A 16,512-nucleotide genomic window follows, 5' to 3' on the forward strand; every position below is an offset into this window, starting at 1 on the left:
ACCGATATGTGGCGCGATACAACAGCGTAAGGCGCCACAGCTACAACGGTTATCACTCACCGATAGCGGCGGAAAAGCTAGCAGCGTGAGAACCGAAAAGAATGTCCGAAATTACTGGACCAGTTCAGCTTGCCTGCGATAGCGGTCTGCCAGCCAACACTTCTGCTGACTGATACACCGCTATCGCAGGCAAGCCAGCTCCCACAGGGATTGGGTTGCAGATTGAGCGCTGTATCACTGTGAATTTTGTCGAGGCTATTTATGTTTGATTACTCTGCACGTCCAGAACTGCTCAAAGGCCGGGTGATCCTGGTGACCGGAGCCGGCCGCGGGATTGGCGCGGCGGCGGCGAAAACCTACGCCGCCCACGGCGCCACCGTGCTGTTGCTGGGCAAGACCGAAGCCAACCTGGCCCAGGTGTATGACGAAATCGAAGCAGCCGGCCAACCTCAGCCGGTGGTGATCCCCTTCAACCTGGAGACCGCCCTGCCCCATCAATACGATGAGCTGGCAGCGATGATCGAAAAGGAATTCGGCCACCTCGACGGCCTGCTGCACAACGCCTCGATCATCGGCCCACGTACGCCGATCGAGCAGTTGTCCGGTGAGAACTTCATGCGCGTGATGCACGTGAACGTCAACGCGATGTTCATGCTGACCAGCACCTTGCTGCCGCTGCTCAAGCTGTCCCAGGATGCGTCGGTGGTGTTTACCTCCAGCAGCGTCGGGCGCAAGGGGCGGGCGTATTGGGGGGCTTATGGGGTGTCGAAGTTTGCCACTGAGGGGCTGATGCAAACCTTGGCCGATGAGCTTGAGGATGTGGCAGCGGTACGCTCCAACAGCATCAACCCAGGCGGCACACGCACCAGCATGCGCGCCCAGGCGTATCCGGGGGAGAACCCGATGGAGCGGCCGGCGCCGGAAGAGATCATGCCGGTGTACCTGTACCTGATGGGGCCGGACAGTGCGGGTATCAATGGCCAGGCGTTTGACGCGCAATAATCCCTGAAACAACACAGAACCAAATGTGACCACAAAAAAATGTGGGAGCGGGCTTGCCCGCGATGGCGGAGTGTCAGGCGAGGTATTCGTCACTGGCAGACCGCTATCGCGGGCAAGCCCGCTCCCACATTTTTAATTGCGGTGTTCTTTAGTTTTTCACGACTTCTTCAAGGGTGAAACGCCCCAGCGGGTTTTGCAGGAAGTTACTCACATTCTTGCGTGAGATGTTGATATACGGGCTGTAGTACAAGTCAATCCAGTTAACATCCTGCTTCGCCAGCTTCTGCAACTCCACATACATCTGCTCACGCTTGACCGGGTCGGCCTCGATCCGCGCGGCTGCCACCAGGTCCTTGACCTTGTCGTTCTTGTAACGGGTCATGTAGTTCTGGTTGGTGTCGTGGCCCAGAACGAAAGTGGTCTTCTGGTCCGGGTCGAGGATGTCGTTGGTCCAGTACATCACCGAAATATCGTACTCACCGTCCACCAGCATCTGCCAGCTTTGGGTCGGGTCGACCTTTTGCAGGTTGGCGGTCACGCCGACCTTGGCCAACTGGTCCTTGATGATCACGGCGATCTGCTCGTCGGCTTCGTTGCCGGCGTTGACCACGTAGTTGAGCTTCAAGTCCTTGGCGCCGGCATCGGCCAGCAGCTTCTTGGCGGCCGTCGGGTCATACGGGCGTTGCAGGTTGTTGGCGTAATGGAACAGCGAACCTTTAGGGATGTAGGAATACGCCACAGTGCCTTGACCGTAAGTGGCGGTCTTGACCAGCGATTGTTTATCGATGGCCATGTCCAGCGCCTCACGCACTTCCTTCTTGGCCAGCAGACCGTGGGCGTGGTTGATCAGCAGGTGATCTTCGCGGGTGGACGGGTCGGAGTGGATCACCACGTTCTTGTCTTTCTTCAGTTCTTCAACGCGGGAGAACGGCACGAAGATCGCCGTGTCCAGTTCATTGTTCTGCACCATGCGCATGCGCGTGTTGTCGTCGGTCACGGAGACCCATTCCACGCCGTCCAGGCTGACGTTCTTGGCCTGCCAGAAGTTCGGGTTCTTCTTCAGGATTACGCGGTCGCCCTTGCGCCACTCGTCCACGGTGAACGCGCCGGAGGTCACCGGGTTTTCCGAGTAGGCGTCTTCGCCCATCTTGGTCATGGCTTTTTCCGACAGGATCGACACCGTCGGCGACGCCAGTTGCGAGAGGAAGGCTACGGCCGGAGTCTTGAGGGTGACCACCAGGGTCTTCGGATCAGTCGCCTTGGCGGTGTCGATCAGGCTGAACGGATCGCTCCACAGCGAAGCCTTGTTGTCACGGATGCGCAACAGGCTGAACGCCGCGTCGTCGGCGCTGATCGCCGAGCCATCGGAGAACTTCGCATCACGCAGCTTGAAGGTGTAGGTCAGGCAGTCCTTGGAAATGTCCCAGCTTTCTGCCAGCCCCGGCTCCATCTTGGTGCCCAGGTTGTCCACGCGGACCAGGGTGTCGTACACGTTGGCGAATACCCAGGTGTCACGGTTTTGCGCGCTTTTGATCGGGTCGAACGTGGTGCTGTCCTCACGGCAGCCGATGGTCAGTACACCGGCGGCTTGCGCCAACCCGGCGGTCAGGGACCAGGCGGTCAATGTAGCGGCGGCGAGCAACTTCAAATGACGCGATTGCATATCACAACTCCTTGTTAATGAATGGCAGAGGGTTAAAGCAATGGTTCTTCAAGCACGCAACTGTACCGATGCTCGTGCAGGAAATGGGTAGGCGGCAACACCACGGAACACATGGTTTGCGCATGCCGGCAACGCGGGTGAAAGGCGCAACCGGCAGGCAGGTTCAGCGGGCTCGGTGGCTCACCGGGCAAAGGTTCTGTAGGCAACGGCCGATGGGGATCGATCTCGGGAATCGCCTCGATCAACGCCGCCGTATAGGGATGACGCGGCGCGGTGAAGACCGCTTCCACCGGCCCTTCCTCGACGATCTTGCCCAGGTACATCACCGCCACGCGGTCGCACAGGCGGCGCACAATGGCCAGGTCATGGGCGATAAACAGAATCGCCAGGTTCATGCGCTGTTGCAGTTCCAGCAACAGGTTGATGATCTGCCCCTGGATCGACACGTCCAGCGCCGCCACGCACTCATCGGCGATGATCAGGCGCGGCTCCACCGCCAATGCGCGAGCGATACCCACGCGCTGGCACTGGCCGCCACTGAGGGAGCCGGGCTTGCGGCTGGCGAGTTCGGGGCGCAAGCCGACCAGGTCGAGCAGTTCATCGACGCGGCGCGGGATCTGGTCCGGCGTGACCTTGCGCTGCACCCGCAGCACTTCGGCAATGGTTTCGCCAATGGTGTGGCGCGGGTTCAGCGCTGCGTACGGGTCCTGGAAGATCATCGCGGTTTCGTGGCGCAGGCGGGCGATGTCGATAGGGCTGCCATGGGCCATGTCGATGCCATCGAACAACACCTGCCCGGCGCTGATCGGATTGAGGTGCAGAATCGCCCGGCCCAACGTGCTCTTGCCACTGCCGGACTCACCGACCAAACCCAGGGTTTCCCCCCCCGCGAGGTTCAGTGAAACACCGTTGACCGCCCTCACCCACTGCTTGTTCAACCCCAGGAAGCCGGAGCCGGACGCGGCAAACTTCACCTCCAGGTCCTTGATCTGCAACAGGCTCATGAGTGCGCTCCCAACGGGTAGTGACAAGCCACGCGTACGCCTTGCGGTACTTGCTCCGTACACAAGGCGCCCACCTGCGGGCAGCGCGGGTTGAAGCGGCAACCGGCGGGCAACGCATCGAGTAACGGCGGCTGGCCGGCAATGGTGCGCAGCAAGGCGTGGCCGCTGCTATGGGCCGGCTGGCAAGCGATCAGGCCGGCGGTGTACGGGTGCTGCGGACGCGCCAGCAAGTCGTACTTGCTGCCCTGCTCACACAGGCGCCCGGCGTACATCACCGCGATGGAATCACAGGTCTGCGCCACCACGCCAAGGTCGTGGGTGATCATGATGATCGACAGGCCGCGCCGGTCGCGCAGGTCCAGCAGCAAGCGCAGGATTTGTGCTTGCACAGTCACATCCAGGGCGGTGGTCGGCTCGTCGGCGATCAGCACTTTAGGGTTGCAGCCCAAGGCGACGGCGATCATCGCGCGCTGGCGCATGCCACCGGAAAACTCGTGGGGATAATTGTCCACCCGCGCCTGGGGATCGGGAATGCCGACTTGGCGCAGCACCTCGATGGCTTGCCGGCGCGCGTCTTTTTTCGACGCGCCCTGGTGCAGGCGAATGCCCTCGGCAATCTGCTCGCCGATGCGCATCAGCGGGTCGAGGTGGCTGCTGGGGTTCTGGAAGATCATGCCCAACTGCCCGCCGCGTATGGCGCGCATGCCGGCTTCGTCCAGCGCCAACAAGTCCTGGCCGGCCAGCCGCACGGCAGCGCCCTGCACCCGCAGGTTCGGCGACGGCAACAAGCGCATAAGCCCGCGACAGGCCATGGTCTTGCCCGAGCCGCTTTCGCCCACCAGCCCGAGGATTTCGCCTTCGGCCAAGTCGAAGGACACGCGGTCCACCAGCGTCACATCGCGCCCGGCGTTGTTGGCGATCACGCTCAGGTCTTGCACCTGCAACAGGCTCATGAGCGGTCCCCCAACACTTGCGCGACACCGTCAGCCAGCAGGCTGAAACCCATGGCCAGGGTAACGATGGCCAGGCCCGGGAACGTACAGATCCACCACGCCGTGGTGATAAACGCCTGCCCTTCGGCCACCATCGTGCCCCACTCGGCGGTCGGCGGTTGCACGCCCAGGCCCAAGTAACTCACGGCGGCTCCATTGAGCAGCACCAGCACCGCGTCCGACATGGAAAACACAATCGAGCCAAACATCGCATTCGGCAGCAAATGCCGGAACAGAATGCGCCCATGGCCAAAGCCCAGGCTCTTGGCGGCCAGGGCAAAATCGCTTTCCTTGAGCACCAGGATCTGCGAGCGGATCAGCCGCGCGTACGACACCCAGCCCACCAGCGCCATGGCGATATAAAAGCTCTTCAAGCCCGGCCCGAGGATGGCCATGATCGCCAGCATCAACACCAGGAACGGGAACGCCAGGATCACGTCGATCACGCGCATGCAAACGCTGTCGAAACGCCCGCCGATGTAGCCGGAGACCGCGCCGACAAAAGTGCCGATCATGAACGGGAAAATCACCCCGACGATGGCCAGTTGCAGGTCGATGCGCGCGCCCCAGATCACTCGGGAGAGGATGTCGCGGCCATAGTTATCGGTGCCGAAAGGATGGGCCAGGCTGGGGGCCAGCAAACTGAACTCGGTGTTCTGCGCAATCGGGTCGTAGGGGGCGATCCACGGCGCAAACAGCGCCAGGGCAAACCACAGCAACAGGATCAACAGGCCCCACGCGGCGGTCAGCCGACCGTTGCGAAAACCAAAGCGCAGACGCAAGCGCCACGGAGCAATCAACGGGCGGCTGCTCATTGCATCTTCACCCGTGGGTCGAGGGCCACCGTGACCACGTCGGCGGCAAAGTTGACCATTACCGTCGCACACGCCAGCACCATGGCCACGCCCTGCACCACCATGTAGTCGCGGGTAAAGATGCCGCGCACCAGCAATTGGCCGATGCCGGGAATGGCGAACAGGCTTTCGATCACCACCGTGCCGCTGATCAGCCAGCCGATATTCACCGCCAGCAGATTGACCGCCGGCACCAGGGAATTGGGCAACACATGACGGCGAAACACCGCCGCTTCCGACAACCCGCGCGCCCGCGCAGCGGTGACATGATCGGCCTGCAATTCCATCAACATGCTCGCCCGCAGGTTGCGCACCAGCACCGCCGATAACGCCAGGGCAATGGTCAGGCACGGCAAGACCATGTGATGCGCCTTGTCGAGAAAGGTGCGGCCGTAGCCAGACACCGGAAACAACCCCCACTTCACACTCAGCAGCAGGATCAGCATCAACCCCAGCCAGAACGCCGGCATCCCCAGGCCGACCGTGGTGAATACACGGATCAGGTTGTCCACCCAGCCGCCCTTGTTGCGCGCCGCCAGGGTGGCCAGCGGCACCGCGATCAACAGCGCCAGCAGCACGCTGCCGAGCACCAGCACCAGGGTCGGCTCGATGCGGGTGACGATCAGCTTCAGGGCATCGACCTTGTACAACAGCGATTGGCCGAGATCACCCTTGAGCAGGTTCTTCAAAAAGTAGAAATACTGCAGCCACAACGGCTGGTCGAGGCCGTACTGGGCGCGGATTTTCAGCAGCGCGTCCGGGGTGCTGCGCGAGCCCAGCAAGGCCCGCGCCGGATCGCCGGGGATCGAGCGCACCAGGATAAAAGTGATCAGGCTGATGCCAAACAACACCGGCAGCAATTGCAGCGGCCGGGACAGCACAAAACGGTAGCGCGCCAGATTCATCCGTCAGCCTCGGTGACGCGCGAGGAAGCCCAGCAACACCGGGAAATAAGCCTGGGGCTCTTCGTAAAACGGCATATGGCTGCTGTTGGGAAACACGTGCAGCTCGGCATGCTTGACTGCCATCTTCATGCGCATCGCACAGGCTGGGGTGAGTTCGTCGTGTTGTCCGGTGGTGATCAGCGTGGGCATCTTGAAGTCGGCCATCTCGGGGATGCGGTTCCAGTCCTTGAGGTTGCCGACATAGAGGAACTCATTGGGCCCCTGCATGGTTTCGTAAGGGCCCATGTTCCAGTCGCCGAGGGAGCGCTTGACCGGCTCGGGCCATTCGTCCAGGCGGCACACGTGGCGATAGTTGAGCAAAGTGATGGCAGCCTGGTACTGCGGATGGTCGAGGGTACCCATGGCTTCGTGGCGCTGCATCATTGCCACGGTTTCACTGCCGAGGGCGCCGCGCAGGCGTTCAAGCTCCTGGGACAGGTGCGGAATGTCGCCGACGGTGTTTTCGAGGATCAGGCTTTTCAGCGCGTCGGGGTAATGAATGGCGTATTCGATGCCGAGCCAGCCGCCCCAGGAATGCCCGAGCAAATGCACACGGCCCAGGCCCAGGGTTTGGCGCACGGTTTCGACTTCTTCGACATAACGGCGGATTTCCCACAGGGAAACATCGGTCGGTCTGGCTGATGCGCCCGTGCCAAGCTGGTCGAATGCAACCACTCGCAGGTTATGGTCCTTGAGCCAGCCATGGGCGTCGCGCAAGTAGTCACACGGCAGGCCCGGGCCGCCGTTGAGGCACAAGAGCACCTCATCGCCTTCGCCGAAGCTGTAGACCACGAGGTTATGGCCGTCGACTTGCACGTTGTACTGCTGGTCGGGGGCAATTTCACGCCACATGCATACATTCCTTGTGTGGTATCGGCCTGGCTGGCAGCGGCCGTTGATCAGGCCAACACTACCGAGGATGCCGTGCGTCCATAACCTAGTATTTCTTATAGGTTTGGCCTGGCAGTCCTTCGCCGGGGCGTGGCATTCTACTTGCCGCAAGTCGAGATTCAAATGAATTCGGGAGCAGAACGGATGCTGGCCAAGCTTACTGCCTTCAATAACCGTCTGATGCCGGGCAGGAGCCTGGACGAACAGATGGACAACACCTTTATCCTTGCCCAACAGTTGGGCTTCGATGCACTGGTGTACGACTACACCCCGGTGCCCATCGACCATGATGGCGCCTTGATCACCCCTTCGGTACTGGAACTGCGCAACACGCCGCCCGACTGGCATGCGTTGTGGTGTGGCGAAGGTTTCTACCAGATCGACCCGGTGCAGCACCTGGCCTTGAGCACGGTATCGCCATTTGTCTGGTCCTACGAGGCCAAAGCCCAGACGGCGCTGCAAAAGATCATCGACCCCTGCCACGCCCCCGTTTCTTCATACCTGCACGAACGCCAACTGACCTGCGGCGTCAGCGTGCCCATCCACTTGCCACGCGGCGGCTTCGCCTCGTTGACCGGCTTGCGCATCGGCAAGGCCCGCAGTGTGTTGCAGGATGCACAGCAGACCCTGGCAGATTTCAGCCTGATCACCCACGCCTTGCAGGAAGCGGCCTACCCGCTATTCAGCAAAGAGCTACGCACGTACCCGCATATCCACCTGACCAAACGCGAGCGCGAATGCCTGAAATGGGCCGCCGACGGCCTCACCGCCGCTGAAATCGCCACGCAATTGAGCCGCTCACTGGCAGTGGTCACCCTGCACCTGGCCTCGGCGATGCACAAGCTGGGGGCCAAGAACCGCGTCCAGGCGGTGGTGCGCGCCACCCATTACCGCCTGCTGGAAGATTGACCGATGGGTAAAACCTAGCTGTTTTGCTAGTTACCTAAATGTGGCGTGCCGACTATTGTGTCCCTGATCCTTTTTTCACGAGCAGGGTACGAAATGGAATTCATCGAAAAAATCCGCGAAGGGTATGCGGCCTTTGGCGCCTACCAGACCTGGTACCGTGTCACCGGCGACCTGTCCACCGGCCGCACGCCGCTGGTGATCATCCACGGTGGCCCCGGTTGCACCCATGACTATGTCGATGCCTTCAAGGACGTCGCCGCCAGCGGCCATGCCGTGATCCACTACGATCAACTGGGCAACGGCCGCTCCACCCATCTGCCGGACAAAGACCCTTCGTTCTGGACCGTCGACCTGTTCCTCGCCGAACTCGACAACCTGCTCGACCACCTGAACATTCGCGATAACTACGCGATTCTCGGCCAGTCCTGGGGCGGCATGCTCGGCAGCGAACACGCCATCCGCCAGCCCAAGGGCCTGCGCGCGTTTATCCCGGCCAACTCGCCGACGTGCATGCGCACCTGGGTCAGCGAAGCCAACCGCCTGCGCAAGCTATTGCCCGAAGGTGTGCATGAAACCCTGCTCAAGCATGAAGCCGCCGGCACCTATCAAGACCCGGAATACCTCGCCGCCTCGCGGATTTTCTATGACCAGCACGTCTGCCGCGTCAATCCGTGGCCGGAAGAGGTCGCACGCACCTTTGCCCAAGTCGACTCAGACCCCACGGTGTACCACGCCATGAGCGGCCCGACCGAGTTCCATGTGATCGGCAGCTTGAAGGATTGGAAGTCGATTGGCCGGTTGTCGGCGATCAATGTGCCGACCCTGGTGATCTCCGGGCGGCATGACGAGGCCACGCCATTGGTGGTCAAGCCGTTCCTGGATGAAATCGCGGATGTGCGCTGGGCGCTGTTTGAAGACTCCAGCCACATGCCCCATGTGGAAGAACGCCAGGCATGCATGGGGACCGTGGTGAAGTTTTTGGATGAGGCGTGTTCAGTCCCGTACCCAAAGCTTAAGGCTGGCTAAATCAAAATGTGGGAGCTGGCTTGCCTGCGATGACGAGGGTGAATTCACCGCCGCTATCGCAGGCAAGCCAGCTCCCACATGGATTCCTCAACCGGCTTTAGACTTCAGTCGTTTCAGGTTTCGCGGCCTTTCTTGATACATCGGCTACGAGTGGAATCTCCTTGCCCTCAGCATCAAACAGCTTGCCGCCGCGAAAGTAATCCCCATCGCGCAACGCGGCCACATCGTGGAAGCACAAGCTGCGCTCCGTCCCTGCCACAAACACCGATTGCTGGTCCGAGTTACCGGCAGTGAAGTGATTGAACGCCAGGTTCAGCAGGATCGCCATGATCGCCGACGAACTGATCCCCGAGTGGAAAATGGTCGCGAACCAGGTCGGGAAATGATCATAGAAGCTTGGAGCGGCAATCGGGATCATGCCAAAACCGATGGAAGTGGCGACGATGATCAGGTTCATGTTATTGCGATAGTCCACCTTCGACAGCGTACGGATGCCGCTGGCCGCCACGGTGCCAAACAGCACAATACCCGCCCCGCCCAGCACTGAAGTCGGCACCGCTGCGATCACTCGGCCCATAAATGGCAGCAGACCGAGGATCACCAGGAACAACCCGCCCGTTGCCACCACAAAGCGGCTCTTCACCCCGGTAACCGCCACCAGCCCTACGTTCTGGGCGAAGGCACTCTGGGTGAACGAGCCAAAGATCGGCGCGAACATGCTCGACAGCATGTCGGCGCGCAAACCATTGCCCAAGCGCTTGGAATCGACCTTGGTGTCAATAATCTCTCCAACGGCGAGGATATCCGCCGAGGTTTCCACCAGCGTCACCATCACCACGATGCACATGGAGATGATCGCGGCCACATGGAAGGTTGGCATGCCGAAATGGAAGGGTGTGGGGAAACCGAACATTGGCCCCTGGGTCACCCCGGAGAAGTCCGCCATGCCCAGGAACACGGCAATCACGGTGCCGATCACCATCGCCAGCAGGATCGACAGACGGGAGATGGTCGCGCTGCCGATCTTGCTCAACAGCAACACCAGCATCAGCGTCAACGCGGCCAGGCCGATATTGGACATGCTGCCAAAATCCGCCGCGCGGCTGTTGCCGCCCATCGCCCAACGCGCCGCAACGGGCATCAGGGTCAGGCCGATGGTGGTGATGACAATACCGGTCACCAGGGGCGGGAAGAATTTGGTTATTCGCGAGAACACCGGGGTAATCAACAGCCCGATAAACGACGCGGCCATCACCGCCCCGAGGATCGCCGGCACCCCGCCAGCGCCATCACTGCCGACAATTGCCACCATGGTGGCCACACCGGCAAACGACACGCCCTGCACCAGCGGCAACTGACAGCCAAAGAACGGTAAACCCAAGGTTTGCAGCAGCGTGGCCAGGCCACCGGCAAACAGCGATGCGGCGATCAACAAGCCAATGTCTGCCGGCGACAACCCGGCCGCCTGGCCGACGATCAGCGGCACGGCGACAATGCCACCGTACATGGTGAGGACATGCTGCAGGCCGTAAGCCATGTTGGCGGCGACGCCCAGATTTTCATCTTCGGGCCGCTGCGGTGACGCCTTCGGGATAGTCATGGTGAGGGGATCTCTGTTTTTGTTGTGCAATCACTGTATGCAAAGGAAACACGGGATGTCCATAGAGTTGTATACAATCAATTCCACAACAGCCTTGTAATCCTCGTTACAAAAATCCATTCAGCCGCCCTGTCCCGTGGCCTGAAGACCTGCGCAAAAGGACCCGAAAAAAAATGCTCAACCGCAAATTGCGCATCCACGCCCCGGCGATCTATTACTTCGACATGGTGCGGCGCTGCCATTCGATCCGCGAAGCCGCACGGCGCCTCAATGTGGCGTCGTCGGCGGTGAACCGGCAGATCCTCAAGCTGGAAGATGAGATGGGGGCGACGCTGTTTGATCGCTTGCCGGGCGGCCTGCGTGTGACGGCGGCCGGCGAAATCCTCACGCGCCACATCACGCTGCTGTTGCAGGACGTGGAACGTGTGCGCGGTGAACTGGATGGGTTGCATGGCGTGCAGACCGGCCATGTGGAAATCGCCACGGTGGAAGGCGCTGCCGTCGAGTTGCTGCCCGCCGCCCTCAAGCGCATGCGCGAGCGCTATCCGAAAGTGACGATTGGCGTCACGGTGCAAGGCTCGCAGTCGATTCCCAGCGCAGTGGTCAATGGCCAGGCGGATTTGGGACTGGCTTTTGCCCTGCCTCGCGGTGGCGAAATCACCCAACTGTGTGTCGGCCATTTCCGCCTTGGCGCGCTGATGACACCCAGTCATGTATTGGCCGGTGAAAGTCATGTCAGCTACGCACAGTGCTGCGAACACGGAGTGATCCAGGCCAAGAGCGAGCTGTCGGTGCATCACCTGATCGCCCCGCTGCACAAGCGTGCTGCGCCGAACAAGGCGCTGCTGCACAGCAACTCCATGGAGTTGGCCCGGCAGTTGGCACGCCAGCAATTGGGCATTGCCTTCCAGACCCGCATCGGCATCGAGGCCGACCTGGCACGCGGCGAATTGCTGCATATCCCCTTGAGTGACCAGGGCGGAATCTTCAGCGACCTGGGCGTGTATGCGCGCAAAGACCGCGACTTGCCGGTGGCGGTGCAAGCGTTGGCGCATTTGCTGGGCGAGGAAATTGCCTTGCGCGAGCGCGATGAAATGGGCGCGGCCCCGCGTATTTCCTGACTTTCAGGGCAGCCCAGCTGCTGCCGTTTCGGCATCGGCCCAGGCGAGATTCTGTTCTTTGGCGTGCGCCATCCTTGTGTCGATACTGCGCCCGGCGACCCCTGCAAGGTCGCCATGAGCCAAACGCCAAAGGAATTAAAACAATGAAAAAGGCACTGCACGGCGCAACCGTATTGCTCACCCTCCTCGGCGGCGGGGAGGCTGTCGCGGTGGAATGGATGAACAACAGCGTAGGGTTTCGCTACGGCCAACAGTTCACTAATCCGAACAACCCCGACGAATTCAGCAAGCGTATCTACAGCTTCACCCACGCCAGCGGCTACACGTATGGCAGCAACTTTCTCAACTTGGACGTATTCCTGTCCGACAGCAGTGACCCGCGCAAGGGCACCGATCACGGCGGCAGCGAAGTGTACGCGGTGTATCGACACCAGTTGTACGCGTCACGGGTGTTCGATGTGCCGTTGGGCACCGGACTGGTCAAGGATTACGCGCTGACCCTGGGCTTCGATGCCAACCGCAACAACAACTTCGCCTCGGCGAAAAAACGTGCAGTGGTGGTCGGCCCGACCTTGAAGTTCAACACCGTCGGTGTGTTGGACCTGAGCCTGCTGTACTACAAGGAAAAGAACCACACCGGCATTCCCGGCGCGCAAGAGTCGAACCACACCTTCGACGACACCTACATGCTCAACCTGACCTGGATGCGCCCTTTCGAAATCGCCAGCCACGCGGCGAAATTCCAGGGGTTCATCAACTACGTCGGTGAAAAAGGCAAGGACTACCACGGCCGCGACACCGCGCCCGAAGCACTGATGCGCAGCGCGCTGATGGTGGCGGTGCGGCCGGGTAAAAGCGTGAAGCCGAACCTGTATCTCGGTGTGGGTTACGAGTATTGGCACAATAAGTTTGGGGTGGACGGTGGCCGGGGTAGTCGCACGTCGACGCCAACCGTGAATATGGAAATCACCTTCTAGGTCTCTACTGGCGAAACCGGATCAAGTGTGGGAGCTGGCTTGCCTGCGATGCAGACACCTCGGTCTGTCAGAGATACCGAGCTGATGCAATCGCAGGCAAGCCAGCTCCCACACTTGATCGCATTACACTTCAGGCTTGTGCCAGCTTCGAACCGTCAGCCTTCGGCCGCGCCAACCAGTAACCCAACACCGCCAACGGCGCAGTCGCCAGCATCACGATCACGGTAATCAGCAACGGTTGGTCAATCATCGACGACACCAACAGGCTGCTGAGAAAACACAGTCCCAGTTGCAGGGTGTTTTGCAACGCCGCCGCCTTGCCGGAATTTTCGGCAAACGGCATCAGTGCATTCGCCACCACAATCGGGTAACTGGCACCGTTGACCAGCGCCATCAGGCAGAACGGAATCAGCAAGGTGGTGAGGGTCGGCACGGTCAGCGTCGCGACCAGGTACAGCGCCACCATGCTGATGCAATACGCCACCAGCAGCCATGGCAACAGAGTCTTGCCCTGAAAGCGCTGCAAGGCGCTGCGGCAACTGTAGCCACCCACCAGAAACGCCAAAGTCGGCAGCACATAGCTCAGGCCAATATCATTCGGGCTGTAGCCCATATCGCCAAGAATGAAGGGCGAAGCCGTCAGCCAGGCGAAGAAACTGGCCGAGCAGGCGGCAAAGATCATCACGTTGCCGGTGAACACCCGCGAGCCGAGCAACTGGCCATAGCCGAGACGCGAAGGTGCGCCCTCTTCTGCCGGACGTTTCGGCATACGGCGCAGGAGCAATGTCGGCAGCAGCAACAGCAGCGACACCCCCAGCAACACGCCGAAGATCGCCTGCCAGCCAAAGTGATTCAACACGATCGCCCCCAACAACGGCGCCAACGCGGGCGACAGGGACATCAGCGGCATGATGCTGGCGAACACGCGGTGCGCCTTGTCAGCCGGATAGCGGTCGATCACCAGTGCCTGCCAGCTCACGGCGGCGGAACATACGCCAATCGCCTGGATAAAACGCAGCGCCAGCAATTGCGGCGCGGTCTCGACCCAGAACATGCCCGCGCAACCGAGCACGAACAAACTCAAGCCGGCGAGCAGAATCGGTTTGCGCCCGAGACGGTCGGACAACGGCCCCCACAGCAACTGCCCGACCGCAAAGCCGGCGAGAAAAATACTCAAGCTGGCGCCCACCGCGCCCGCGCCAATCTGCAGTTGCTCGCCCATGGCGCCGAACGCCGGCAAGTACATGTCCATGGCGAGGTAGCCGAGCATGCTCAGCCCCGCCAGATACCAAGTGAAACCAAAAGAGTTTTTCATCGAAGCCTTGTTAATCCTGCCATCAAACTATTTGCTGACTGGCGCCCATTATGAAGCTGACAGTTTCTGTGTGAAGCGATAATAATTGAACACTCTTATCAATAAATTTGAAGGCAACGACCATGTGGTCCGAATACTCCCTGGATGTCGTCGATGCGGTGGCACGCCACGGCAGCTTCAGCGCCGCAGCGCAGGAATTGAACCGCGTGCCGTCGGCCATCAGCTATACGGTGCGTCAGATTGAAGAGTGGCTGGCGGTGCCGTTGTTCGTACGCCGACACCGCGATGTCGAACTGACCGCCGCCGGGCGCCTGTTTGTCGATGAGACACGGGGCGTGATGAAAAAAATGCTCGGCACCCGGCGCCTGTGCCAGCAGGTGGCCAATGGCTGGAGCGGCCAGCTGAAAGTGGCCGTGGACTCCATCGTCAAACCCCAGCGTTGCCGGCAGCTGGTGCTGGATTTCTATCGGCAGTTTCCCGAGGTGGAATTGCTGCTGGAGTACGAGGTGTACAACGGCGTGTGGGATGCCCTGGCCGACGAGCGCACCGACATCGTGATCGGCGCCACCAGCGCAGTGCCGGTGGCCAGTCACTTCACCTTTCGCGACATGGGCCTGTTGAACTGGCTGTGCGTGGTCAGCGCGCGGCATCCGCTGGCGGCCATGGAAGGCTTGCTCAGTGACGACCAACTACGGCCCTTCGCCTCGCTGTGCATGACCGACACCTCGCGCAACCTGCCCAAGCGCGATACCTGGACCCTGGATAACCAACGCCGGCTGGTGGTGCCGAATTGGGCCTCGGCCATCGATTGCCTGCGCGACGGCCTGTGCGTGGGCATGGCGCCCGCGCATCAGGTGCTGCCGTGGATCGAACGCGGTGAGTTGGTGGCGCTGCAGTTGAGCCGGCCGTTTCCAGCCAGCCCATCGTGTGTGGCCTGGGCGCAGAGCAAGTTGTCGCCGGCGATGGCTTGGTTGTTGGAGTACCTGGGGGACAAGGAGACGATGAATCAGGAATGGCTCAATGGCCCCCCGTTGGATCTGCAGTTAATTCAGTAGGCGGGTGATGGCCCGCACGATCATCTCGACCTCTTTGGCATCCAGGGTCAGCGGCGGCAACAGGCGAATGATCTTGCCCCGTGTCACGTTGATCAACAGTCCGTGCTCCTGCGCCGCACGCTGGGCCAGGTCACGATAGGGGCTGGCCAGCTCGATGCCGATCATCAAGCCTTGACCGCGAATCGCCAGCACCTGAGGATGCTCGCTCAACTCCACCCGCAGCCGCGCCAGCAAACGCTCGCCCTGTTGCGCGGCGTTCTGGAGCAAGCCTTGCTCTTCAATAATATCCAGCACGGTGCAACCTACGCGGCAGGCCAGCGGGTTGCCGCCAAACGTGCTGCCGTGACTGCCAGGGGTGAACAGCTGCGCCACCGCCGACCGCGCCAGGCAGGCGCCGATGGGCACACCGTTGCCAAGGCCTTTGGCTAGGGTCATCACATCCGGGAGGATGCCTTCATGCTGGAACGCAAACCAGGTGCCAGTGCGGCCGATGCCGGTCTGGATTTCGTCGAGCATCAGCAGCCAGCCGTGGCGTGTACAGTGATCACGCAGGGCTTGCAGATAGCCGGGCGGCGCGGGCAGTACGCCACTTTCGCCCTGGATGGGCTCCAGCAGGATGGCGGCGATACGCGCGCCGAATGCCTTAGTGATCGCCTCAATCGCAGCGATATCACCAAAACCCACCTTGATAAAATCCCCCGGCAAGCGCTGGAAACCCAGGCGCACCGATGGCCCGTCGCTAGCCGCCATGGTGCCCAGGGTGCGACCGTGAAAGGCGTTTTCCATCACCACCACCAGCGGCTCTTCGATGCCCTTTTTCCAGCCATGCAAGCGCGCCAGTTTCAGCGCCGTCTCGTTGGCCTCGGCGCCGGAGTTGTTGAAGAACGCGCGGTCGAGGCCGGACAACCGCGCCAGACGCTGGGCCAAGCGTTGTTGCCAGTCGATGCTGTAGAGGTTGGAGGTGTGCAGCAGCAATCCTGCCTGCTCACTGATGGCACTCACCAGTTTCGGGTGGGAATGCCCCACATTGGTCACCGCCACCCCCGCCACCGCGTCCAGGTATTCGCGGCCTTGCTGGTCCCACAGGCGCGTGCCCAGGCCACGGGTGAAACTCAGAGCCAGGGGTTGATAAGTGGTCATCAGGCAGGTGGCGGTCATG

The 16,512-nt window shown here is 61.1% G+C and carries 15 protein-coding genes; 6 read left to right on the forward strand and 9 right to left on the reverse strand.

The window, feature by feature from the left end; translation table 11 throughout:
• The first annotated feature begins 261 nt into the window (after window positions 1-261).
• On the forward strand, window positions 262-1,002 hold the full coding sequence (locus J1G37_RS21995) for a YciK family oxidoreductase (RefSeq protein ID WP_016975315.1): 741 nt from the start codon (window positions 262-264) through the stop codon (window positions 1,000-1,002).
• A 148-nt stretch (window positions 1,003-1,150) separates the two neighbouring features.
• On the opposite strand, the gene J1G37_RS22000 is transcribed toward J1G37_RS21995, so the two are convergent.
• Genes J1G37_RS22000 through J1G37_RS22025 form a run of 6 tightly spaced genes read right to left on the reverse strand, consistent with a single transcriptional unit; the run spans window position 1,151 to window position 7,311 of the window.
• Window positions 1,151-2,665: an ABC transporter substrate-binding protein gene (locus tag J1G37_RS22000; protein WP_207045318.1), complete on the reverse strand. Its 1,515-nt coding sequence runs from the start codon at window positions 2,663-2,665 to the stop codon at window positions 1,151-1,153.
• 32 nt (window positions 2,666-2,697) lie between these two features.
• Window positions 2,698-3,669, reverse strand: a complete 972-nt coding sequence (locus J1G37_RS22005; protein WP_207045320.1) for an ABC transporter ATP-binding protein — start codon at window positions 3,667-3,669, stop codon at window positions 2,698-2,700.
• A complete protein-coding gene (locus tag J1G37_RS22010; RefSeq protein WP_207045322.1) occupies window positions 3,666-4,622 on the reverse strand; it encodes an ABC transporter ATP-binding protein in 957 nt (318 codons plus the stop codon). The genes J1G37_RS22005 and J1G37_RS22010 overlap by 4 nt, the downstream gene beginning before the upstream one ends.
• Window positions 4,619-5,476 (reverse strand): ABC transporter permease, encoded by an 858-nt coding sequence (locus J1G37_RS22015; protein ID WP_207045325.1) that lies wholly within the window; start codon window positions 5,474-5,476, stop codon window positions 4,619-4,621. Before J1G37_RS22015 ends, J1G37_RS22010 begins: the two co-directional genes overlap by 4 nt.
• On the reverse strand, window positions 5,473-6,420 hold the full coding sequence (locus J1G37_RS22020) for an ABC transporter permease (protein ID WP_124528080.1): 948 nt from the start codon (window positions 6,418-6,420) through the stop codon (window positions 5,473-5,475). The genes J1G37_RS22015 and J1G37_RS22020 overlap by 4 nt, the downstream gene beginning before the upstream one ends.
• 3 nt (window positions 6,421-6,423) lie before the next feature.
• Window positions 6,424-7,311 (reverse strand): proline iminopeptidase-family hydrolase, encoded by an 888-nt coding sequence (locus tag J1G37_RS22025; protein ID WP_207045326.1) that lies wholly within the window; start codon window positions 7,309-7,311, stop codon window positions 6,424-6,426.
• A gap of 183 nt (window positions 7,312-7,494) precedes the next feature.
• Between J1G37_RS22025 and J1G37_RS22030 the strand changes: the two genes are divergently transcribed.
• Together J1G37_RS22030 and J1G37_RS22035 are read left to right on the forward strand one after the other, a co-directional pair.
• A complete protein-coding gene (locus tag J1G37_RS22030; RefSeq protein WP_017734488.1) occupies window positions 7,495-8,259 on the forward strand; it encodes a LuxR family transcriptional regulator in 765 nt (254 codons plus the stop codon).
• Between the two features lie 93 nt (window positions 8,260-8,352).
• Complete coding sequence (locus J1G37_RS22035; protein ID WP_207045328.1) at window positions 8,353-9,285, forward strand: proline iminopeptidase-family hydrolase; 933 nt, start codon at window positions 8,353-8,355, stop codon at window positions 9,283-9,285.
• Window positions 9,286-9,382: 97 nt separating this feature from the next.
• Here the strand turns inward: J1G37_RS22035 and J1G37_RS22040 are convergent, their stop codons facing one another.
• A complete protein-coding gene (locus J1G37_RS22040) occupies window positions 9,383-10,885 on the reverse strand; it encodes a nucleobase:cation symporter-2 family protein (RefSeq protein WP_207045329.1) in 1,503 nt (500 codons plus the stop codon).
• A 173-nt stretch (window positions 10,886-11,058) separates the two neighbouring features.
• Here J1G37_RS22040 and J1G37_RS22045 point away from each other — a divergent pair, with 173 nt between their 5' ends.
• The gene (locus tag J1G37_RS22045; protein WP_207045330.1) at window positions 11,059-12,006 is read left to right on the forward strand and encodes a LysR substrate-binding domain-containing protein; all 948 of its coding nucleotides are present in this window, start codon (window positions 11,059-11,061) and stop codon (window positions 12,004-12,006) included.
• 143 nt (window positions 12,007-12,149) lie between these two features.
• Window positions 12,150-12,983 (forward strand): nucleoside-binding protein, encoded by an 834-nt coding sequence (locus J1G37_RS22050; protein ID WP_207045332.1) that lies wholly within the window; start codon window positions 12,150-12,152, stop codon window positions 12,981-12,983.
• A 130-nt stretch (window positions 12,984-13,113) separates the two neighbouring features.
• On the opposite strand, the gene punC is transcribed toward J1G37_RS22050, so the two are convergent.
• Complete coding sequence (gene punC, locus J1G37_RS22055) at window positions 13,114-14,298, reverse strand: purine nucleoside transporter PunC (RefSeq protein ID WP_207045335.1); 1,185 nt, start codon at window positions 14,296-14,298, stop codon at window positions 13,114-13,116.
• A 122-nt stretch (window positions 14,299-14,420) separates the two neighbouring features.
• Between punC and punR the strand changes: the two genes are divergently transcribed.
• Window positions 14,421-15,353, forward strand: a complete 933-nt coding sequence (punR, locus tag J1G37_RS22060; protein ID WP_207045337.1) for a DNA-binding transcriptional activator PunR — start codon at window positions 14,421-14,423, stop codon at window positions 15,351-15,353.
• On the opposite strand, the gene J1G37_RS22065 is transcribed toward punR, so the two are convergent.
• On the reverse strand, window positions 15,342-16,511 hold the full coding sequence (locus J1G37_RS22065; protein ID WP_207045339.1) for an aspartate aminotransferase family protein: 1,170 nt from the start codon (window positions 16,509-16,511) through the stop codon (window positions 15,342-15,344). The two genes, punR and J1G37_RS22065, sit on opposite strands and share 12 nt — an antisense overlap.
• Window position 16,512 lies beyond the last annotated feature (1 nt).

This window comes from Pseudomonas sp. Marseille-Q1929, assembly GCF_017316265.1.
GTDB lineage: Bacteria > Pseudomonadota > Gammaproteobacteria > Pseudomonadales > Pseudomonadaceae > Aquipseudomonas.